Origin of the sequence: Methylosinus sporium, from assembly GCF_003113265.1 — a bacterium.
Classification (GTDB): Bacteria; Pseudomonadota; Alphaproteobacteria; order Rhizobiales; family Beijerinckiaceae; genus Methylosinus; species Methylosinus sporium.
The window spans coordinates 1-20,922 of sequence record NZ_PUIV01000017.1 but is presented as its reverse complement, the minus strand read 5'-3'; the positions used below and the strand labels follow the sequence as shown (position 1 = coordinate 20,922).

General features: G+C 65.1%; 19 protein-coding genes. 9 read left to right on the top strand and 10 right to left on the bottom strand.

The window, feature by feature from the left end; genetic code table 11:
- Positions 1 to 53 precede the first annotated feature (53 nt).
- Positions 54 to 2,603, top strand: a complete 2,550-nt coding sequence (locus C5689_RS11710; protein WP_244594674.1) for a TonB-dependent receptor — start codon at positions 54 to 56, stop codon at positions 2,601 to 2,603.
- A gap of 68 nt (positions 2,604 to 2,671) precedes the next feature.
- Positions 2,672 to 3,433, top strand: coding sequence for an outer membrane protein (locus C5689_RS11705; protein WP_244594673.1), 762 nt, complete (start codon positions 2,672 to 2,674; stop codon positions 3,431 to 3,433).
- A 20-nt stretch (positions 3,434 to 3,453) separates the two neighbouring features.
- Here the strand turns inward: C5689_RS11705 and C5689_RS11700 are convergent, their stop codons facing one another.
- Positions 3,454 to 4,125 (bottom strand): LysE family translocator, encoded by a 672-nt coding sequence (locus C5689_RS11700; protein WP_108917454.1) that lies wholly within the window; start codon positions 4,123 to 4,125, stop codon positions 3,454 to 3,456.
- Positions 4,126 to 4,421: 296 nt separating this feature from the next.
- Between C5689_RS11700 and petA the strand changes: the two genes are divergently transcribed.
- Genes petA through C5689_RS11685 form a run of 3 tightly spaced genes read left to right on the top strand, consistent with a single transcriptional unit; the run spans position 4,422 to position 7,111 of the window.
- Positions 4,422 to 4,940 carry a ubiquinol-cytochrome c reductase iron-sulfur subunit gene (gene petA, locus C5689_RS11695; protein WP_108917453.1) on the top strand — a complete coding sequence of 173 codons (519 nt, stop codon included), beginning with the start codon at positions 4,422 to 4,424 and terminating at the stop codon, positions 4,938 to 4,940.
- A gap of 40 nt (positions 4,941 to 4,980) precedes the next feature.
- Positions 4,981 to 6,231 carry a cytochrome b gene (locus C5689_RS11690; protein WP_108917452.1) on the top strand — a complete coding sequence of 417 codons (1,251 nt, stop codon included), beginning with the start codon at positions 4,981 to 4,983 and terminating at the stop codon, positions 6,229 to 6,231.
- 22 nt (positions 6,232 to 6,253) lie between these two features.
- Positions 6,254 to 7,111 (top strand): cytochrome c1, encoded by an 858-nt coding sequence (locus tag C5689_RS11685; RefSeq protein ID WP_108917451.1) that lies wholly within the window; start codon positions 6,254 to 6,256, stop codon positions 7,109 to 7,111.
- A 40-nt stretch (positions 7,112 to 7,151) separates the two neighbouring features.
- On the opposite strand, the gene C5689_RS11680 is transcribed toward C5689_RS11685, so the two are convergent.
- A complete protein-coding gene (locus C5689_RS11680; RefSeq protein WP_108917493.1) occupies positions 7,152 to 7,778 on the bottom strand; it encodes a MarC family protein in 627 nt (208 codons plus the stop codon).
- A gap of 174 nt (positions 7,779 to 7,952) precedes the next feature.
- On the opposite strand from C5689_RS11680, the gene C5689_RS11675 reads away from it, so the two are divergent.
- On the top strand, positions 7,953 to 9,380 hold the full coding sequence (locus C5689_RS11675) for an MBOAT family O-acyltransferase (RefSeq protein WP_108917450.1): 1,428 nt from the start codon (positions 7,953 to 7,955) through the stop codon (positions 9,378 to 9,380).
- 2 nt (positions 9,381 to 9,382) lie between these two features.
- The gene (locus C5689_RS11670; RefSeq protein ID WP_108917449.1) at positions 9,383 to 10,600 is read left to right on the top strand and encodes an alginate O-acetyltransferase AlgX-related protein; all 1,218 of its coding nucleotides are present in this window, start codon (positions 9,383 to 9,385) and stop codon (positions 10,598 to 10,600) included.
- Positions 10,601 to 10,622: 22 nt separating this feature from the next.
- Here the strand turns inward: C5689_RS11670 and C5689_RS11665 are convergent, their stop codons facing one another.
- Positions 10,623 to 11,414 (bottom strand): EcsC family protein, encoded by a 792-nt coding sequence (locus C5689_RS11665; RefSeq protein WP_167398716.1) that lies wholly within the window; start codon positions 11,412 to 11,414, stop codon positions 10,623 to 10,625.
- Positions 11,415 to 11,664: 250 nt separating this feature from the next.
- On the opposite strand from C5689_RS11665, the gene C5689_RS11660 reads away from it, so the two are divergent.
- Positions 11,665 to 12,243, top strand: a complete 579-nt coding sequence (locus C5689_RS11660) for a DUF992 domain-containing protein (protein WP_108917447.1) — start codon at positions 11,665 to 11,667, stop codon at positions 12,241 to 12,243.
- Between the two features lie 36 nt (positions 12,244 to 12,279).
- On the opposite strand, the gene C5689_RS11655 is transcribed toward C5689_RS11660, so the two are convergent.
- Genes C5689_RS11655 through C5689_RS11645 form a run of 3 tightly spaced genes read right to left on the bottom strand, consistent with a single transcriptional unit; the run spans position 12,280 to position 14,186 of the window.
- Positions 12,280 to 13,008, bottom strand: a complete 729-nt coding sequence (locus C5689_RS11655) for an SDR family NAD(P)-dependent oxidoreductase (protein ID WP_108917446.1) — start codon at positions 13,006 to 13,008, stop codon at positions 12,280 to 12,282.
- A complete protein-coding gene (locus tag C5689_RS11650; RefSeq protein ID WP_108917445.1) occupies positions 13,005 to 13,556 on the bottom strand; it encodes a Uma2 family endonuclease in 552 nt (183 codons plus the stop codon). The genes C5689_RS11655 and C5689_RS11650 overlap by 4 nt, the downstream gene beginning before the upstream one ends.
- A gap of 6 nt (positions 13,557 to 13,562) precedes the next feature.
- Positions 13,563 to 14,186, bottom strand: a complete 624-nt coding sequence (locus C5689_RS11645) for a DUF938 domain-containing protein (protein ID WP_108917444.1) — start codon at positions 14,184 to 14,186, stop codon at positions 13,563 to 13,565.
- A 138-nt stretch (positions 14,187 to 14,324) separates the two neighbouring features.
- Here C5689_RS11645 and C5689_RS11640 point away from each other — a divergent pair, with 138 nt between their 5' ends.
- Positions 14,325 to 17,465 (top strand): autotransporter family protein, encoded by a 3,141-nt coding sequence (locus C5689_RS11640; protein ID WP_158271802.1) that lies wholly within the window; start codon positions 14,325 to 14,327, stop codon positions 17,463 to 17,465.
- Positions 17,466 to 17,530: 65 nt separating this feature from the next.
- Here C5689_RS11640 and C5689_RS11635 read toward each other — a convergent pair whose 3' ends face one another.
- The 4 genes from C5689_RS11635 to C5689_RS11620 all read right to left on the bottom strand — a co-directional run bounded on the left by C5689_RS11635 (position 17,531) and on the right by C5689_RS11620 (position 20,539).
- The gene (locus tag C5689_RS11635) at positions 17,531 to 17,950 is read right to left on the bottom strand and encodes a type II toxin-antitoxin system VapC family toxin (protein WP_108917442.1); all 420 of its coding nucleotides are present in this window, start codon (positions 17,948 to 17,950) and stop codon (positions 17,531 to 17,533) included.
- On the bottom strand, positions 17,947 to 18,198 hold the full coding sequence (locus C5689_RS11630) for a FitA-like ribbon-helix-helix domain-containing protein (protein ID WP_108917441.1): 252 nt from the start codon (positions 18,196 to 18,198) through the stop codon (positions 17,947 to 17,949). Before C5689_RS11630 ends, C5689_RS11635 begins: the two co-directional genes overlap by 4 nt.
- Before the next feature lie 65 nt (positions 18,199 to 18,263).
- The gene (gene purF / locus C5689_RS11625; protein ID WP_108917492.1) at positions 18,264 to 19,772 is read right to left on the bottom strand and encodes an amidophosphoribosyltransferase; all 1,509 of its coding nucleotides are present in this window, start codon (positions 19,770 to 19,772) and stop codon (positions 18,264 to 18,266) included.
- An 80-nt stretch (positions 19,773 to 19,852) separates the two neighbouring features.
- Positions 19,853 to 20,539 carry a CvpA family protein gene (locus tag C5689_RS11620; RefSeq protein WP_108917440.1) on the bottom strand — a complete coding sequence of 229 codons (687 nt, stop codon included), beginning with the start codon at positions 20,537 to 20,539 and terminating at the stop codon, positions 19,853 to 19,855.
- Positions 20,540 to 20,922 lie beyond the last annotated feature (383 nt).

The window sequence follows — 20,922 nt, the reverse complement described above, 5'->3', positions numbered from 1 at the left end:
GCGCCGCGTCTCACGAGAGCCGCGCGCGGCGGGACATGGGGAAGAATTCAGTGATGCCGAAAGCGAGGGGAACAGGCGGCGCGTCGCGTGCGAATTTGTTGCGCAGCGTCGGTTTTGCGTCATTGGCGGCGGCCGGCGTTCTGGCCGTTGGAATGGCATGTGGCGGCTCGGCTGCGGCGCAAACGGCTCCGGCGCCGATCCCCGATCCGGTGGTCGGCCGGGCCGGCGCCGCCGCGGCGAGCGCGCAGGTCGACGACGTCACCGTCACGGCGCGCAATCGCGAGGAGAAGGCGCAGGACGTTCCTCTGCCCGTCAGCGTCGTCGGCCCCAAGGCGGCCGAGCGCGAGCGTCTCGAGCGTTTGTCCGATTTCGCCGAGAAGGTCCCCAATTATCGTCCGAACATCTCCAACCCGCGCACCTCCGGCACGGCGATCCGAGGCGTCGCCGGCGGCACGGGCGCGTCATCGGGCGGCGCCGACGGCTCGGAGGCGTCGGTCGGCTATATCGTCGACGATGTTTTCTACACCCATGTCGGCTTTCAGTGGCAGGACTTCGTCGATCTGCAATCTTTCGAGGTGGCGCGCGGCCCGCAGGGCACGCTGCTCGGCAAGAACACGACGGTCGGCGCGGTCGTCATCCGCACGCAATTGCCGGCTTTCACGCGCTCGGCGACGATCGAGTCGTCTTTCGCCAATTACAATCGCTTCATCGAGAAGCTCAACGTCACCGGCCCGATCATCGACGACAAGCTCGCCTATCGCGTCACTTTCTATCTCGACAAGGGCGACGGCTGGATACGCGACGCCGTCACCGGCGCGAGCTATCTCAACAATGATCGCTGGGGCGTGCGCGGCCAGCTCTATTATGTCGGCGACGAGATCACCAACCGGCTCATCTTCGACCGCTCCACCTCGCATGAATATAACAATTCCGGCAGCGGCGTGATCGGCGACTCCGTGCCGCTCTTCGCCAATGGAACGCTCGGCGCGTCTTATGCGACGACGCTGGCCAATCGTCTCGGCAAGCCGATCCTCACCTACGATCCCTACACGCGCTTTCAGACGCGCGTCGGCACGCTCGATCAGCGCACGATCGGCGTCTCCGACACATTCACCTGGAGCCTCGGCGAGAACACGCTCACCTCTATCTCCGCTTGGCGCGAGTTTCGCCTGCATCCGCGCAACTCGCTCGGCGAGCAGCTCAACGAGATCACTTCCAACGCCTATGACGTCTCCGTCGATCAATTCTCGCAGGAGATTCGCCTCACCTCGCCCAAGGAGCAGACCTTCGAATGGCAGACCGGCCTCTATTCGCTCTATGAGCGCGTCTGGTCCCTCAATCATTTCGATTTCGGCTCCGACGCCGGACGCTGGTTCAACTCGGGCAGCTCGGCGACGGCGATCGCGCAGCGCAACTCGCTGCTCAACGGCTTCAAGAGTCATCGCGACGGCAAGGCGACGACCTTCAGCGTCGCGGCCTTCGGGCAGGGGACCTATCACATCGACGAGCAATGGGCGCTGACCTTCGGCCTGCGCGACACTTATGAGATTCGCGAAGGCTCGGTGTTCGCCTGGGACGAGGCTTGGGGCGTCGGCCTCAATCCTGCTGTGGTGGACGCCGCAATCCGCGGCGGCGGCGGCGTCGGCTTCTACGATACGGGCGCTGTGACGAAATATTTCAACTCGCTCTCCGGCCTCTTCAATCCGTCCTATCGCTACAATGAGAACGTCCTCGTCTATGGCTCGGTGGCGCGCGGCGAGAAATCCGGCGCGACCAATACGGATGCGCAGCCGATCCTCGACGACAAGGGCAACTTCAAGCAGTTTCAGCCCGTCATCACCAAGCCGGAGGTGTCCTGGGACTATGAGTTCGGCGTCAAGACCAATTGGCTCGACAATAAGCTCATCGTCAACGCCAACGTCTATTGGAACGATATTTTCAATTATCAGGCGCAGCTCGTGAACACCGACTATCGCGACAGCACCGGCCAGGTCTTGCGTCGCAACTATCTCGGCAACATCGGTCATGTGCGTCTGCGCGGCATAGAACTCGACGCGCGCTGGAGCCCGGTCGAGCGCCTGTGGCTCACGCTCAACGGCGCCTATGCGGAAGCGCGCTACATCAATTTCGACAAATCGCCGCCGCCGGCCGATTGGCTCTGGCCGACGGTGGCGGGCCAGCCGGCCGCGCCGGCGTCGCTCAATCGCGACAACTCACGATTCGAGAATTTCCCGCTGTGGTCGTTCAACGCCGGCGCCAATTACGAGCTTCCGCTCGGCAATCTCTTCGCCGATGTCGGCGGCTGGGCCAACCGTCCCGTCACCGGAATCCTCTATGCGAATCTGTCCTGGCGCGACAAGCAGCGGCTCACCAATCCTTATTCCGTCTTCCAATATTGGCAGCCAGCCTATGCGCTGGTGAATGCGGGAGCGGGACTGCGCGCCGACGACGAGAGCTGGCAGCTGATGTTCTGGACGAAGAATCTCTTCGATCAGCGCTACGTCACCGCCTGGAGTCCGGGATCGGTCACGTCGGCGGCGACCGTGACGCTGCAGGCGCAGCCGCGCACTTTCGGCGGCACGCTGACCGTCAAGCTCTATTGAAGTTTTGGCCGCTTTCGCTGCGCTCGCGTGGAGCGGCGCGCGGCGACGAGCGTTAGAGGAGTGCAAACATGCGATATATGAATGACAGGCTTCGGCTGATCGGCGCCCTTGTCGGCGCGCTAGCGGCGGGCTCCGCCATCGCCGCCGATCTTCCTTCCGCCAAGGCGCCGCCCGCTCCGCTGGCGGCCCCGGCTCCCGCGTTCAGCTGGCAGGGGTTTTATGTCGGCGCCTATGCTGGCGCGCTGCTCGGCGAGGGGACCTTCACCTATTTGCGCGACACGCCCATTCGCGGCGCGGGCTTCCTCGGCGGCGGAACGCTCGGCTATAATTGGCAATGGACGCCGACGATCGTCCTCGGCCTCGAAGCCGATTTCGGCTATCGCGGGTCGCAGAATGCGGAGACGGTCGGCTGGAACACGCCGAGCGCGACGGAGACCGGCGTGTTCGGCACATTCCGCGGCCGCGCCGGCTACGCCTTCACGCGCAACTGGCTCATATACGGAACGGCGGGTCTCGCCTATGGGAGTGATTTCGTGCCGACGGCTTTCACCTCCCAGCTTCCGCTGACCCTCGGCCAGCTCTCCACCGGAACGACGGTGCGCGCCGGCTGGACCGCGGGCGCCGGCGTCGAATACGCATGGTCCGACAAAATCACGGTGAAGGGCGAATATCTCTATACGGAGCTCGCGGATTCTGGCGTCGCCTATTCCACCAATTTCGGCGCCGTCCCGCTCAATGTGAAGAGCGCCGGCCATATCGTGCGTGGCGGCGTCAATTATCATTTCGCGACGCCCGCCGCTGCGCCGCCGGCGCCGATCCTGACCAAATGAGGCCGGGGCGCGGCGGACGGTCAGCGCGGGGTGGCGACGCCGCTCCATTCGGCGCCCAGCATCGCCAGCACCGACACGAGCAGCAGAACGCCGGCGAGCCGTGAGAGATCGCGACTCGCCGACGGTTCCGGCGTCCACCGCCGCGCGCCATAGCTCGCCGCATAGCCGAGCGCGGAATAGAGCGTGAGGCACAGAAAGCTCGTCGTCCAGCCATAGACGAGCGCATGGCGCCAGAACGGCCCGTCGGCGGGCGCGAAGAATTGCGGCAATATGGCGAAATAGAAGAGAAGTCCCTTGGGATTGAGCAGGCTGGTCGCGACGCCGGCCGAGAAGGAGGCCCATTCGCTGCGCCTGGGGCCGCGGCTCGGCGCGTGGAGCCCGCCCTCCGAGCGGACGAGCCGAAAAGCGAGCCAGGAGAGATAGGCGACGCCTATATATTTGAGGGCGAGGAACAGCGCCGGAAACGCCTCGAAGACGAGCTGAAACCCCGCCGCCACCAGCAGGGTGAGCAGCGCATAGCCAGACGCTATGCCGGCCGCGGAAAAGCAGCCCGCCCGTCCGCCGGAGGCCAGCGAGCGGCCGAGCACATAGAGCATATCCGGTCCTGGAACCGCGATCAGGCTGACAACCGTCGCCACGAAAACCAGATAACGGCCGCTCACTTCGATGCGCTCCACTTCGGGAGCCCGCATGAGGGCCGCCGGCGCCGCTCCCGTCAAGAGGCGTCCGTGGCGCTGCAGGCCCGGCGCGGGTCTGGCGGTTGACAAATTTTCCTGCGAGCCGTTTGTGGACAACAGCGGGCTGCTGCGCCACTGATCCCGAGGCGGCGGCAAGCGCGCTATTTGTCGCAGCGACGCGAAGGCCGCTTGCGGTCTCACGCCAAACTGCTCAAAACAGGCGCGCCCTCGCGAATAGATTTGTTTCTATTCGTGTTCCGAGCCGAGAGGCAAGGGGGCCAAGGTCGAACTCGCGAGAGAGGTTCCAGAAAGTGAGCAATGCGACAAAGGCGGAGCCGAACCGCCGGGATATTTTGTTCCTCGCCACGGGGGCCGCGGCGACGGTCGCAGCGGGCGCCGCCGTATGGCCGCTGATCGCGCAGATGAATCCGGATGCTTCGACGCTGGCGCTGGCTTCGACGGAGCTCGACATTTCGGCCATTCCCGAGGGGCAGATCGTCACCGTCAAATGGCGCGGCAAGCCCGTTTTCGTGCGGCACCGCACCAAACAGGAGATCGAGGCCGCGCAGAACGTCCCGCTCGCCGAGCTGCCCGACCCGCAGGCCGATTCGGCGCGCGTGAAAAAGCCGGAATGGCTGGTCGTCGTCGGCGTCTGCACGCATCTGGGCTGCATTCCCACCGGCCATGAGGGCGAGTTCCACGGCTGGTTCTGCCCCTGCCACGGCTCCACCTACGACACCTCCGGCCGCATTCGCAGCGGTCCGGCTCCGAGCAATCTCGAAGTGCCCGATTACGCTTTCCTGAGCGACACCAAGATCAAGATCGGCTGATCGCGGCCCCGTCGCCGTCCCAACCTCCGAGACGACATTCATGACCGGACATTCGACTTACACGCCGAAGAGCGGCTTTGCGCGCTGGCTCGAGCGGCGCCTGCCGATCCTCGGCTTCATCCACGAATCCTTCGTCGCCTATCCCGTTCCGAAGAATCTCAACTATCTTTGGACCTTCGGCGCGATCCTCTCCTTCATGCTGGTCGCGCAGATCGTGACCGGCATCGTTCTCGCGATGCATTACACGCCGGAGACGACGCTCGCCTTCGATTCGATCGAGCACATCATGCGCGATGTGAATTGGGGCTGGGCGCTGCGCTATGCGCACGCCAATGGCGCCTCCATGTTCTTCCTCGCCGTCTATATCCACATCTTTCGCGGCATGTATTACGGCTCCTATAAGGAGCCGCGCGAGGTGCTGTGGATCCTCGGCGTCGTGATCTTCATGCTGATGATGGCGACGGGCTTTTTGGGCTATGTGCTGCCCTGGGGCCAGATGTCCTTCTGGGCCGCGACGGTGATCACCAATCTCTTCACCGCCATTCCCTATGTGGGCAATTCCATCACCACTTGGCTGCTCGGCGGCTATTCGGTCGACAACGCCACGCTCAACCGCTTCTTCGCGCTGCATTATCTGCTGCCCTTCGTCATCGTGGCCATCGTCGGCCTTCATGTCTGGGCGCTGCATGTGACGGGGCAGAACAATCCGACCGGCGTCGAGGTCAAGGACATCGAGAAGGAGACGGTGCCCTTCACGCCCTATGCGACGCTGAAGGACGCCGTCGGCCTCGTGGTCTTCGTCGGGCTCTTCGCATGGCTCACCTTCTTCGTGCCGAACTACACGGGCCATCCCGACAATTACATCGAGGCCAATCCGCTGGTGACGCCGCCGCATATCGTGCCGGAATGGTATTTCCTGCCCTTCTACGCGATCCTGCGCGCCATCCCCAACAAGCTGATCGGCGTCATCGCGCTGTTCGCCTCGATCCTCATCGTGGCGGCGCTGCCCTGGCTCGACACGTCGAAGGTGCGCTCGGGCGTCTATCGTCCGGCCTTCAAGAAGTTCTACTGGGTCTTCGTCTTCGTCGCGGTCGGCCTCGGCTATCTCGGCGCGCAGCCGGCGGAGGGCGTCTATCTCATCGCCGCCCGCATATTGATGGCCTATTACTTCCTGCACTTCCTCGTCGTGCTGCCGCTGCTCGGCAAATATGAGCAGACGCTGCCGGAGCCGCGCTCCATCGCCGCCTCCCTCGGCGAGGCCGCCACCCCGGAGGAGAAGCCCCATGCGTGACGCGCGTCGAGGAGCATCGATCATGAAGTCGGTTGTCGACTCTTGGAAGTCCATCGTCATGGCGGCGGCCCTCGCCGGCGCGGCGGGCGCCGCTCTGGCCGAGGAGGGCGGCGCGCATTCGCAGCCCAAGCCGCCGCGGCAGGAATGGAGCTTCGCCGGCGCCTTCGGCCATTACGACAATGCGCAGCTTCGCCGCGGCTACAAGGTCTATAAGGAGGTCTGCTCGAGCTGCCACTCGATCTCGCGCCTCGCCTTCCGCAATTTCGCCGAGAAGGGCGGGCCGGAGATCTCCGAGGCGGAGGCCAAGGCGCTGGCCGAGAGCTATAAGATCAAGGACGGCCCCAACGACGCCGGCGATTATTTCGAGCGCCCCGGCCGGCTCAGCGACCGCGTCCCGCCGCCCTTCCCCAATGAGCAGGCGGCGCGGGCGGCGCTCAACGGCGCCTATCCGCCGGACATGTCGGTTCTCGCCAAGGCGCGCGGCTATTCGCGCGGCTTCCCGCTGTTCCTCGCCGACGCTTTGCCCGGCTTCTCCTATCAGGAGCATGGCGTCGATTATATCGTCGCTCTGCTCACCGGCTATGTGGATGCGCCGCAGGGCGTCGAGCTGGCGCCCGGCCAATATTATAACCTCTATATGCCCGGCCGCCGCACCGGCATGCCGCCGCCACTCTCGGACGGCGCCGTGACCTATGACGATGGAACGCCGCAGACGGCGGCCCAATATGCGAAGGATGTCAGCGCTTTCCTGATGTGGGCCGCGGAGCCGCATCTCGAGGAGCGCAAGTCGATCGGCCTGAAGGTGGTCGGCTTCCTGATCGTCCTGTCCTTCCTGGTGTATTTCACCAAGCGCAAGATCTGGGCGAACGTCCACCACTGACGCGAGACGGCGACGCGATCCCGCGAGATCGCGTCGCCGCTCACCCTTGCAGAAACGCCCGCGCGCCATCGGCGACGAATTGCACGGCGAGGGCGGCGAGCAGCACGCCCAGCAATCGCGTCAGCACGACATTGGCCGCCGTGCCGAAGAATTGCGCCACCTCTCCCGCGATCAGGCAGAAGATCAGGCAAATCGCCATTATGGCGGCGATCACCGCGATCAGGCTCGCGAGAAGCGTCACATCGCCATGCGCGTCGCTGGCCAGCAGCACGGTCGCGGTGATGGCGCCGGGACCGGCCATCAGCGGAATCGCCAGCGGATAGGCGGCGATATTGTGCACATGCTCGGCGAGCGCCTTTTCCGCCGCTTTGGAATCGCGCTGTATGCGCACGCCGAACACCATTTCGGAGGCGATCGAAAACAAAAGAAATCCACCGGCGATGCGGAAGGCCGGAATGGAAATGCCCATGGCCCCGAGCAGCCGCTGGCCGATCAGCGCCGAGCCCGCCAGAATCGCGAGCGCATAGACGCTGGCGCGAAAGGCGATTGCGCGTTTGGTCCGCGCTTCGAGGCCGGAGGTCGCGGCGACGAAGACGGGCGCGAGGCCGAGCGGCTCGACGACGACGAGCAGCGTCACAAAGGCCGAGACGAGATAGTCGATATCCATCCGGCCTCCGGCGGGCGAGCGTCGCAGAGCCAGATAGCGCCCCGCGGGCGATGCGCCAGCCGACGCTCCCGCCGCGCTTTCGCTCGCGAGCCGAGCCTGCGCCGCCGATTGTTCGCGCGCCGCCACTCTGCTAAGACGCAGTCCTCCACGAGGGAAAGGGCCGCGGACGAGAGGATGCTCTTTTACGAACCGCTGTACCTGTTTCTCTTCGCGCCCGCGGTCTATGGCCTCTATCTGCTCGTCGGCGGCGATCGCGGCGCGCGCCTCGCCATTCTGCTCGCGGCGAGCCTCTTCTTCTACGCCTGGAGTGAGCCGCTCTTCGTCTTCGTCGTGCTCGGCTCCGCTTTCGCCGATGTCTTCATCGCGCGCCGCATAGCAGCGCTTCCGCCCGAGCATAAATCGCGCAAGCTCTGGCTCGCGCTCGGCGTCTCGGCCAATCTCGGCCTGCTCGTCTATTTCAAATATGCGGGCTTTCTCGTCGCCAATCTCGACGTCGTTCTGCGCGCGCTCACCATGCCGGGGCTCGCCTTCTCGTCGGTCGCGCTGCCGATCGGCGTCTCCTTCATCGTCTTCGAGAAGATCACCTTTCTCGTCGACGTGCATCGCGGCGTGACCAAGCCGGCGCAGAGTCTCTCGCTCTATGCTTTCTATGTGTTCTTCTTTCCGAAGCTCCTCGCCGGGCCGATCGTCAAATATCACGATATCGCCGAGCAATTGGCGCGGTTCCGCCATGCGACCAGCGAGGATTTCACTGAAGGTTTCGCGCGCTTCATGCTCGGCGTCGGCAAGAAGCTGCTCATCGCCGACACGCTGGCCGGCGGCGCCGATCTCGTCTTTTCGCAAGACGCGTCGCGCATCGGCTTTTTCGACGCATGGGCGGGCGTGCTGTTCTTCACCTTTCAGATCTATTTCGATTTCTCCGGCTATTCCGACATGGCGATCGGCCTCGCGCGCATGTTCGGCTTTCGGCTGCAGGAGAATTTCGACATGCCCTATGTGGCGGCGAGCGTCAGCGAATTCTGGCGCCGCTGGCACATGTCGCTCACCTCCTGGATTCGCGACTATCTCTACATTCCGCTCGGCGGCAATCGGCGCGGCGAAACGCGCACGCAGGTCAATCTCTGGCTCTGCTTCCTCGCCTCGGGCCTGTGGCACGGCGCGGCTTGGACCTATGTCGCCTGGGGCGCCTATAATGGCCTCTTCCTGGTGCTCGATCGGCTGTTCCTGCTCGATTGGCTGAAGCGCCGCCCGGTCTTCCTCGCCAATCTTCTGACTTTCGTCGTGGTGACGATCGGCTGGACCGTGTTTCGCGCTTCTTCCCTCGAGCAGGCGGGCGCCTTCTATCTCGCAATGGCGCGGCCTCTCGCGGGCGGCGCCGAGCCGGTCGCTATTCCCGCCTATCACTTCGTCGTGCTCGCCCTAGCGGCGGCGATCTGCCTCTCACAGCGGCTCTATCTCTCCTTCGGCGACAGGCTCTCCGCGAGCCTGCTGGCGCAGCGTCACGCCTTCGCGCTCAACGCTTTTCTCGCGCTGCTCTTTGTCTGCGCGGTCGGCAAGGGCCTCGCCGATCCGTTCAAGCCCTTCATCTATTTCCGGTTCTGACGATGCGCCGCACGCTTCTGCATCGCTCGCCCATCTACGCCGCCGCCGGCGCTGTCCTGTTCTTCTTTCTCGCGAACCTTTGGAATTACGCGGTCGAGCGCGACTATCCGAAATTGCGGCTGCGCAGCGCAAATCCGCTCGCTGGCGTCGCCAAGCCGGCGCCGACGGAGGTTTCGCTCGCGAAAATCCTTTCCGGCGAGACGCAGAAGAGCTTCTCGGACAATCTCGCGCAATCGCTGCCGGTGTTTCCCTTCGCGGTGCGCGCGCGCAATCAGCTGCTCTATTCGCTGTTCGGCGCCTCCGGCGCGAGCGGCCTCGTCATCGGGCGCGACGCGCAATTGTTCGAGCGTTTCTATATCGATGAATTCTGCCGCCGCGGCGCGCCGCCCGAGGAGACGGCGCTCTCGCGCTGGGCGCAGCGCGTCGCCGAGAACGAGGCCGCCGCCCATGCGCGCGGAAAAGGTTTCGCCTATGTGATTTCGCCATCCAAGGCCTCGCAATATCCGCAGTATTTGCCCGCCGGAATGAAATGCCCGGCGCAGGCGCGCGGAACCATCGACAAGCTCACGCCCTATCGCGCGGCGCTAGAGGCGCGCGGGCTGCGCTTCGTCGATTCGCCGGCGCTGCTGGAGGCGCGCAAAAAGGATTTCGACATAGACTTCTTTCCGCGCGGCGGCACGCATTGGAATCTGCTCGGCGCCTCGCTGGCGACGCGCGAGGCGACGCGCCTCATCGGCGATGAAGCGGGCCTCGGCCCTTTCGATTTCGACTGGCGTCGCGACAATGTCGCCGTGGGAACGGATCGCGATCTGCTCGATCTGCTCAATCTTCTCTGGCCCGATCCGCATTATCCCGTCGCGACCATTCTGCGCGCGCCCGATACGAAGGCGCAATGCGCGCGCGCGCCCAAGCTGCTCGCGCTCGGCGGCAGCTTCGTGCGCGAGATCATCGTCTCGCTCGCCGCGGCGCCTTGCCCGCCGCAGATCGATTATTGGTTCTCCATGCGGCTCGCCAATGATGATTTCGATCTCGTCCGCTATCACACGGCGCCCGGCGAGACCGGCAATGGCGAGCGCCGGCCGGCCGATCTCGCCAAGCTGCGCGCCAGCGCGGAAGAGGCCGACGCCATTCTGCTCGAGGAGAACGAGGCCAATATAGGCACGCTGAGCCAGGTGGAAAATCTCTGGCGCGCGCTGCATCCGGCGGAAGTGGCGAAATAGGCTCGCGCGCGCGTCGATCGAGTCAGGCGGCCGCGCGTCCGGCCATGCGTGCATATTCGCCAAAGACGATCTCGCGGCCATAGGCGCGCTCCAATCGCCGCACGGTGAAATGGCCGCGCGCCAGCGATTGGAAATGCCGTGTGAAGGCGATATTGACCGCCGCGCCGCCCAAGGCCCCGAGTATGGGCGCCGCCTGCGCCGCCGCCTTTTGCGAGACGACGACGCCGAAGCGCGTCGAAATTTGCGCGATGAGCCGCGCCAGCACCGGCGCCGTCTCGTCGGCGACCGCGGTCGCGGCGACATAATGCGCGGCGTCGCTCACCGTTTTGGCGAGCAGGCCGCGAATGGCGAGATAGCCGCCCTCTAGGATGTTGCCTTCCTCCGCATGGCCGCCGAGCGCGAAGACCTGCAGGCAGGCGATCGTCGATTCTGGATCGGCGAGGTTCTCGCCCTCGCTGCGGGCGATGTCGGCGATCGAGCGCAGCATGATCACGGTGGAGACCGGCAGCTCGATCGGCAGGCTGGCGAGGCCGATGGCGCCGCCGATCGCGCCGCTCGCCGCGGCGAGGCGCAGATGCAGCCGCGAGGCGTCGCGCGCCGGGGCGGCGGGATCGAGGCTCGAGATCGCGACGCGCAGGGCCGATTTGATGCCGCGGCGGGTCGCGCTCGCGGCCACTTCCTGCAAGGCTGTGGGAATGATGCGGCCGGCGAAGCCGATCTGCCGTCCGGCCAGCGCGGTGAGCCGTTCGGCGAAGCTCTCGCGCTCCAGAATTTCGACCGCCGCTTGCAGAGCGGCGCGGTCGGCCTCCGTCATCGGCCGCTCGATCACGACGGGAAGTCCCTGCGACACGCTTGTTTTTCCTCTCCGATCGCTCCCGCCCCGGCCGCTAAGATCGGATGAAAAAGCCCGCGCTGCAAGGGCGAGCGCGGCCCTGTGCGGGGACGCACTTTCAGAGGGCCTTCTCTGTCCTTATGTGACGGTGAAGCACAAGACGGGCTTTCGAAAGCGCCGCGCATGTTTTGCCGCAGAGGGCGGGGGGCGCGGCGACAAAGGGGAGGTGACTATGACGGCTTATCTCGAGTCTCTGTTTCGTTTGGCGGCCGCGCCGGTCGGCGTCGCGGCTCTGCTGGCGACGCTCGCGCCGGTCTCCGCCTCGGCGCATGGCCGCGCCGGCGTGCTGGAGTGCAAGCTCTCCGGCGACACGGTCGCCATCGTCGTCGAGGAGCGCACGGTCGATTGTCTTTTCGAGGATGAGAGCGGCGCGCCGCCGGTCCATTATGTCGGCAGCGTCACCAATGTCGGCGCGGTGATCGGCGTCGGCGGCCCGGGCGAGCTCGCTTGGGGCGTTGTGGCGGCGAGCGGCGCCACGGGTCCGGGCGCTCTCGCCGGCGATTATGTCGGCGCGCATGGCTCTTTCGCGCTCGGCGTCGGCGGCGGCGGCTCGGTGCTCGTCGGCGGCTCCAATGACACTGTGACGCTGCAGCCGATTTCGGTCGAGGCGAATACGGGTCTCATTCTCTCGGCCGGCGTCGGCCATCTCAGCCTGCGCTACGTGCCGGAGCCGGTCGGTCGCCACGGCCGCCATCACGGCCGTTTCTGCCACCGACACCACCATCATCATCATCATCATCATCACCGCTGAGGGTGAGGCGGAGCGGCGTGGGCGCCTTTCGGGCGCTCACGCGAAATCGATGATGCTGTCGGTCGGAAAGTCGTAGAGCTTGCCGGTCTCGCTCCAATCCGGGCGGCACAGAGCGACGAGCTTGGGCGCCAGATCTTCCGGCGTGCGCAGCGTCATCGGATCTTCGCCCGGCATTGCGGCGGCGCGCATCTGCGTGCGCAGCGGGCCGGGATTGGCCAGCATCACCTTCACTTGTGAGGTGTTCTGCGTCTCGGCGGCGTAAGTGCGGCCGAGCGCGTTCAGCGCCGCTTTGGTGACGGCGTAAGGCCCCCAATAGGGCTTGATGCGATGCGCCGCGCCGGAGGTGACGAACACCGCGCGTCCGGCGTCGGATGCGCGCAAGAGAACGTCCATCGCGCGAATGAGGCGCCAATTGGCGGTGACATTCACGTCGAAGAGACGGCTCCATTGCGGCGGATCGACATGCGGCAGCGGCGTCACCGGGCCGAGCAGGCCGGCGTTGCCGACGAGCATGTCGAGCTTCTTCCAGCGCTCGTGAATACAGGCGCCGAGCCGGTCGAGATTGTCGAACTCGGTGACGTCGAGCGGGACGATGGTCGCCTGACCGCCGAAGCCGACGATCTCGTCATAGAGGAATTCGAGCGCGCCTTGCCCGCGCGCCAGCGCGACGACATGCGCGCCCTCGCGCGCGAGAGCGACGGCGAGCGCGCGGCCTATGCCGCGCGAGGCGCCGGTGACGAGGGCGACGCGGCCTTCCAGAGTCATGCGAAAATATCCTTCAGCGCGAGGTCGAGGCCCGGCGGATCGAGCCGGATCGACCCTTCGGTCACGGTCTCTTCTCGCAAGGCCGCCCCGTCGTCACGGCGGCAATGCGTCACGGCGCGGCGGGCGAGATCGACGATGAGATAATGGGCGAGGCTCGCCACACGGAAATAGCCCTCACGCTTCACGCTCTCGTCGTTCGTATCGGAGGAGGGGCCGAGAACCGTGACGACGACGATAGGGGCGGGGGCCAGCATGTCTTCCGTCGCGATCGGAGCGCCGCAATTCACCAGAATGTCGGGCTCATAGACATTTTGCGCATCCACTGCGACGCCCAGGCCGCCGACATAGGCCTCGCAAGGCGCGCCGACGCGGGCCAGAGCCTCGGCGACGGCGCGCCAGATCTTGCCCTTGGCCGCCACATGCTCGGACGGCTCGCGCGGCATGGGGACGATCTCGCCATCGACGAGCTCATAATGGCCTTCCTCATGCCGTTCCGACCAGGCGAGGAAGTCCGCTATCGTCATCGGCTCGCGGGCGGGCGCTGTCATGAGCGCCTATCTAGCACGAAGCAGGCGAAACACGAGGGTCAGATTATTGGCCGGCATCTCCACGATGCGCGGCTCGGTAAACCCGTTTTTCTGCGCGCAGGCGATCACCGTCTCTAGGTCGCGCACGCCCCAGGCGGGATTGTTCGCGCGCAGGCTGGCGTCGAACTCCTCATTGCTGGGCGCGGTATGGGCGCCGCCGCGCTTATAGGGGCCGTAGAGGCAGACTGGCGCGCCCTCCGGCAGCATCGCCGCCGCCGTGGCGAAGAGGCTCTCCGTCGACTCCCAAGGCGAGATATGGATCATGTTGATGCAGACGATCGCATCCGCCTGCGTGACCGGCCAAGGCTGCTGCGTCGCATCCAGCGCGAGCGGCGTGCGGAGATTGGGAAGCCCCATCGCCGCGACCCAGGCGGCGACGCTCTCCCGCGCTCTTTCGTCGCGGTCTGTGGGCTGAAAGACGAGCCCCGGCAGATTGGTCGCGAAATGCGCGGAATGCTCGCCCGTGCCGCTGGCGATCTCCAGCACGAGCCCTTCCGCCGGCAACTCCTCGCGCAGCACGTCGAGGATCGGCCCGCGATTGCGCGCGGCGGCGGGGGCGTAGAGGCGCTTGTCGTCTGCTTCCGGCGTCATGAGAGCCCTTTCGAGCGCGTGCAAAGCAAGAGCGGGGCCGCGCCGTCCCGGCCGCGATGTCATCAGGCATACACGAAGGAGCAATAGGGGCAAAGGAACAGCAAAGTTCGAGCTAAGCTCATGAGGAGAGCCACAAAAATGAAAAGACGTCTCTTGGCCTCGGCGGCTTTCGCCGGCGCTTTCGGCATTGCGCCTCAGGCCGCCATGGCGCAATCGGCGACCAATATCGCCAACGCCAATCTGCTCTCCGGCTTCAGCCTTCTCGGCAATACGCCGGCGGGCGTCACTGTGCTCGATCAAAATCTCGCCACGGCGATCGACATCAACAATAACTCCTCTGCGGCGGTGCGCGCGCAGGCAATTTCCGACAATACGATCGCCTCGCTCGTCGGCTCCATGCAGAATGGCATGTCGGTGGCGGACGGGCTCGGCTCCAATCTCTTCGCGACCTTCGCGACGAAGAATTCCGTCGCGGCGAATTACACGGCGACCACCCTCTCGGCGAATTTCTCCAGCCTCTTCACCCAGATCAACACGCTGATCACGGCCGGCGACTCCGCCTTCACCAAGAATTATTTCGCCAATGGCAGCACGGACGGAAATCCGGCGCATCAGGCGGTCGGCGTCTCGCTGCCGGCGGGCGGCCAGTTCAATGTCTATGACAAGGCCTATAATCCGCTGCCCGCCAACGCCAATACGGTAGGCGACAGCCGTCCGGCGCAGGTCGCGCCGACGCAGATTCAGACCTTCGTCGCCAATGACTATTTCGGCGTCTCGACCAATTCCGCCACGGCGATCATTCCGACGCTGAAGAGCAACGCCTCCTTCCCGAGCGGCCATTCCACCTATGGCTTCACCTCGAGCCTGCTGCTCGCGATCATGGTGCCCGAGCGCTATCAGCAGCTCATCACGCGCGGCGCCGAATTCGGCAACAGCCGCATCGTGCTCGGCGCGCATTATCCGCTCGATGTCATCGGCGCGCGCATCCAGACTTATTACGATCTGGTGCAGATATTGAACGGCAATCCCGATTACGCCAATCGGACCGTGCCGGGCCTACTCGGCGGAACCATCACCACGACCAGCGATTTCCCGGCGCTCTTTGCCGCTGCGCAGAGCGATCTTCGCGCGCTGCTGAACACATGCTCCGGCGGCGTCGCCGCCTGCGCCGCGACCTCGGCGACCGATCGCTTCAGCAGCATCTCGACCGACAAGGCCAATTACACCTATTGGCTGACCTACGGCCTCTCGCCGGTCGGCGCCACCAATCTCGCGCCCGTGGTTCCCGTCGGCGCGGAAGTGCTGATCGCCAGCCGCTTTCCCTATCTCACCACGGCGCAGCTGCGCGACGTGCTGGCCACGACGGAGCTCCCCTCCGGCCAGCCGCTCGACGACGGCTCGGGCTATGCGCGGCTCAATCTCTTCGCCGCGGCGGATGGCTATGGCTCCTTCGGCTCGCAAGTCTCCATCACGATGGACGCCTCGCGGGGCGGCTTCAACGCCAAGGATTCGTGGAACAACGACATTTCCGGTGTGGGCGGCCTCACGCTCAACGGAACCGGCCATCTAACGCTCACCGGAACCGACACTTACACCGGCCCGACCATCGTCAATGGCGGCACGCTGGAGATCGCCGGCTCGATCGTCTCGGCGAGCACGGTGAATGCGGGCGGCGCGCTCGCCGGCGCCGGAACGGTCAGCAATGTGACGGTGAACTCGGGCGGAACGCTCGCGCCGGGCGCCGTCGACGCCATCGGAACGCTGACAGTGAAGGGCGCGCTCGCCTTCCAGTCGGGCGCGATCTATTCGGTGCGCGCGACGCCCTTGCTCGCGGATCGGACCAATGTCACGGGGACGGCTTCGCTCAACGGCTCGGTGAATGTTCTCGCCGGCTCCGGCCTCTATCTGCCGAGCACGTCCTACACGATCCTGAACGCGCAGGGCGGGCTGAGCGGCGCCTTCTCCAGCGTCGGAACCAATCTCGCCTTTCTGACGCCGCGGCTCGGCTATGACGCGAATAATGTCTATCTGAGCTTGAACCGCAATGATCTCGCCTTCGGCGCAGTGGCGGCGAGCGCCAATCAGTTCGCTGTGGCCAATGCGCTGACGGCGGCGAGCAAGGGCCCCTATGGCGCGGCCGGCGCGAGCCTCTTCAACACGCTCTATCTGCAGAGCGCGCAGGGCGCGCAATCGGTGTTCGACACGCTGAGCGGCGCCGGCCTCGCGGGCGCGCAATCGACGGCGATCCATGTCAGCGCGCTGGCGAGCTCGGCGATCGCCGATCAGGCCGCCTTCTGGCGCTCGGGCGAGACCAGCGACGTCACCGGAATCACCTCGCGCGAGAGCGTCGCCGGCGCGCTCAACTATGCGAAGCTCCAATCGCGCAAAGGTCCGATCGTCGTGAAGAGCCCGCCGGTCTTCACCCGCACTTGGCGCGCCTGGGGCTCCTTCTTCGGCGGCGCAGTGGACACCTCGTCCGACGCCGGCCTCGGCTCGCCTTCCGCCAAGGCCAATTACTATGGCGGAATCATCGGTCTCGATTATCAGATCGATCCCGATTGGCTCGTCGGCGTCGCGGCCGGCGGCAGCTCGTCGAATTTCTCGGTCGCGTCGCAGCAGAGCAGCGGCGAGATCACCGCTTTCCACGGCGGCGTCTATACGAGCCGTCTCTTCGGCCGCTCTTATGTCGAATTGAGCGAGACTTTCAGCGTCTTTCAGAATTCGACGACGCGCACGGCCGGCGGCTTCGGCTTTCTGCCCTATGACAAGCTCACGGCGGATTTCTCCTCGCGCGAATATCGCACGCGCGGCGAGATCGGCCATGGCTTCGACATCGGCCGCGTGAAGCTGACGCCCTTCGCCGCGGCGGAGGTCGCCTTCTACGAATCCGACGCCTTCACCGAGAAGGGCCTCAATCCGGCGAGCCCGCTGGCGCTGACGAATCGGGGCCAGTCGACGACCTCGCTGCCGACCTTCCTCGGCCTGCGCTTCTCCGACAGCTTCCGCCTCGACAATGGCTGGCGCGTCACGCCCACGGGCAGCGTCGCCTGGGTGCATGAGTTCTTCCCGCAGCGGCGCATGACCAATACGCTGGTCGCGTTGCCGGGAGCGAGCTTCTCCGTCTTCGGTCCGCGGGAAGCCTATAATCTCGCGCAGATCAAGGCCGGCGCGCAGCTCTATCTCGAGGATCGGCTGGCGCTCTTCGTCGATTTCCAGGGCGAGTTCTCTGACGTCACTCGCAGCTACGGCGGCAAGGGCGGGCTGAAATACAGCTGGTGAATGATCGGCTGCGCCTCTCCCGACATGTCGGGAGAGGCGACTTGCGCGCGCGAAACGCCAGCGTCTCATTCATTCCAAGGATTCGTGACTTCGACGTCGAGGTCGGCGAAATCGCGGATATTGCGTGTGACGAGCCGCGCGCGATGGGCGAGAGCAATGCCGGCGATCTGTGTGTCGCGGTGGTCGACGGTCGTTCCATTGCGGCGGCGTGCGGCCGCGAGCCGGCCGGCCGCCTCGGCGGCCTTCAAGTCGAAAGGCGCTATGCGGTCGCCGAATGTCGATTCCGTCAGCCGGGCGAGCGCAGCGGCGAGTTCCGCCTTCCTGCGGCTCGGGTCGAGAAGCTCCAAGCCAAAGCGCAGCTCCATCACGGAAATAGTTGATATCCAGACCGAAGAGAAAGGATGGCGATCGAGCCACGCCAGGACCAATGGATGCGGTCTCGCTTTCACGAGTTCCGAGACGACATTCGTGTCGAGCAGGATCAATCGAATTCGGCCGGCCGCGCCGCTTCGCGGAGCTCAAAAACGCTCGCCTCGTCATCGGAGAAGCCGAATTCGGAGAATTGAGCAGAGAGGCGAGAGGCCCATCCATAGTCTTCGGCCCCTTGGCCGCCGACTGCCGCCTCTATGATGCGGCGCGCCTCTTCCTCCATGCTGCGCCCATGCTCCGACGCTCGGCGCCGAAGCTTTTGCTTCACGTCGTCGGCGAGATTGCGTACGAGCAGCTGAGCCATGCGGAACGTCCAGACGATATCAATGATATCATAGCGCGGCCCACACAGGCGTCAATTCATTCCGCTCAGCTCGCTTCCGCCAGCAGCGACAGCTGCGTGCGCACGCGCTCCTCGGTCACATCGGTCAGCGTCGTCGGATAGTCGCCCGTGAAGCAATGGTCGGTGAATTGCGGCCGCACGGGGTCGCGCTTGTCCTCGCCCATGGCGCGGTAGATGCCGTCGATCGAGAGAAAAGCGAGGCTGTCCGAGCCGATATATCGCCGCATCTCCTCGAGCGTATGCGTCGCGGCGAGCAGCTTCTCCTTCTGCGGCGTGTCGATCCCGTAATAATCGGGATTGGTGATCGGCGGCGACGAGATCAGGAAATGCACCTCGCGCGCGCCGGCGTCGCGCATCATCTGCACGATCTTCACCGAAGTGGTGCCGCGCACGATCGAATCGTCGATGAGGATCACGCGCTTGCCGGCGACGACGGAGCGATTGGCGCTGTGCTTGAGGCGCACGCCGATCTCGCGCACGGATTGCGTCGGCTGGATGAAGGTGCGGCCGACATAATGATTGCGGATGATGCCGAGCTCGAAGGGAATGCCCGACTCGCGCGCATAGCCGATGGCCGCCGGCACGCCGGAATCGGGCACCGGCACGACGACATCCGCCTCGATCCTGCGCTCGCGAGCGAGTTCTGCGCCCATCGCCTTGCGCACCTCATAGACCGGCCGGCCATGCACGATGGAGTCGGGGCGCGCGAAATAAATATATTCGAAGATGCAGGGACGCATCTGCTGCGGCGGAAAGGGCTTGACGCTTTCGAGCCCCTCTTCCGAAATGACGACGACCTCGCCATTCTCGACGTCGCGGACGAAGCGCGCGCCGATGATGTCGAGCGCGCAAGTCTCCGAGGCGAGAATATATTTGCCGTCCAGCTCGCCGATGACGAGCGGGCGGATGCCGAGCGGATCGCGCGCGCCGATGAGCTTCTTGTTGGAGAGCACGACGAGCGCATAGGCGCCCTCTATGGAGCGTAGCGCCTCGATGAAGCGCTCCACCAGCCGCGTCTTGCGGCTGCGCGCCACGAGATGGAGAATGACTTCCGTGTCGGAGGTCGATTGGAAGATCGCGCCTTCCTCGATCAGATCGCGGCGAAGCGTGAGCGCATTGGTGAGATTGCCATTGTGGCCGATGGCGAAGCCGCCCGTGTTGAGCTCGGCGAACAGCGGCTGCACATTGCGCAGGATCGTCTCGCCGGTGGTGGCGTAGCGGACATGGCCGATCGCCGAATTGCCGGGCAGGCGCTTGATCGTGCTCTCATGCGAGAAATGATCGCCGACGAGGCCGAGGCGGCGCTCCGAGTTGAAGCGCTTGCCGTCGAAGGCGACGATGCCCGCCGCCTCCTGGCCGCGGTGCTGCAGGGCGTGCAGCCCGAGCGCGGTCAGCACTGTCGCTTCGGGATGGTCGAATATGCCGAAGACGCCGCAATATTCGCGCAGCCGATCGCCGTCGAGATCGTCGTCGCCGGACGTGGCCTCGATGTTCGGCTCTCTCTCTATGTTCGATTCGGCCTCGATGTTCGACATGGAAGGACGCCCGCCGCCGTCCAGGTCGGAACCATTCATGTTTCGCCACTCCACCATTTGCGCCGAAGAGTCCCGAGCGCTCAGCGCGCCTTGTGACCCGAGACGAGGGCGTCGAGTTTCTGTTGTTCGTTCGCGCCATATGTGGCGACGGACGGGCGATTTGTAAGATCGCCGCGCTTTTCGGGCGCAGGCTCGGCGTCGCCTTTGCCGGCGTCGCTGTCGGATTCGGCCGGCGGCTCATCCGCGCCGACGCCCGCCTTTTTGGTCTTGATCTTCGCGACGAGGCCCTCGATGTCGTCGGGCAGATATTCGCGCAGCTTGTCGCCGGAGGCTTGCAGCACCGGCTTGGTGCGGGCGTTCTTGATCCACTCCGGCTGGCTCGTGTCCGGCACCAGCCAAGCGTAGAACACAAAGGCCACGACTGCGAGAAGCAGACCGCGCGCCGCGCCGAAGAGGAAGCCCAAAGTGCGGTCCAGCGCGCCGATCTTGGAGTCGAGGATGACGTCCGAGAGCTTCACGGTGAACAGCGACACCACCACCAGAGTCGCGAAGAAGACGATCGCCGCCGCCGCGAGCAGGGCGATATTGTCCTTCGGGACATAGGGCTTGACGTAAGGCACGACGAGCGGATGCAAATAATAGGCCGCTGCTGCGGCCGCCACCCAGGACAAAATGGCCAGCACTTCGCGCGTGAAGCCGCGCAGCAGCGCGAGCAGGCCCGAGACCAGCACCACAATGGTGACGGCGAGATCGAGATAGGACGGCATTGCAAGGCCTCTCGTGTTTCGTCTTCTTCAGAGCCGATCCGATCGGATCGGAAAGGCTCTCGCTTGTCGCTCGGAGCGAATGTCGATCGCTCCGACGTCGAATCCCTCGGGTCGCGCGCGGCGCTCGAGCGGACCTTACACGAGGCGCCGCCGAAGCTCGACGCCGGCGCGTTCGCCGTCGCCGTCGGAATCTCGAGGCGGAGTATAAGGGAGCGGCCGAAATTCGTCACGTCCCGGCGTGGGCGGCGCCGTTTGTCCACAAGCGGCCGCGCGCGCGAGGCCTACAAACCCCGCGATTGCGGCATTTGCGAGAAGCGCGGCGGGCGAAGCGGGGCGACCGCCGCGCTTCTCGCAAATGCCGCAATCGCGGGGTTTGTAGGCCT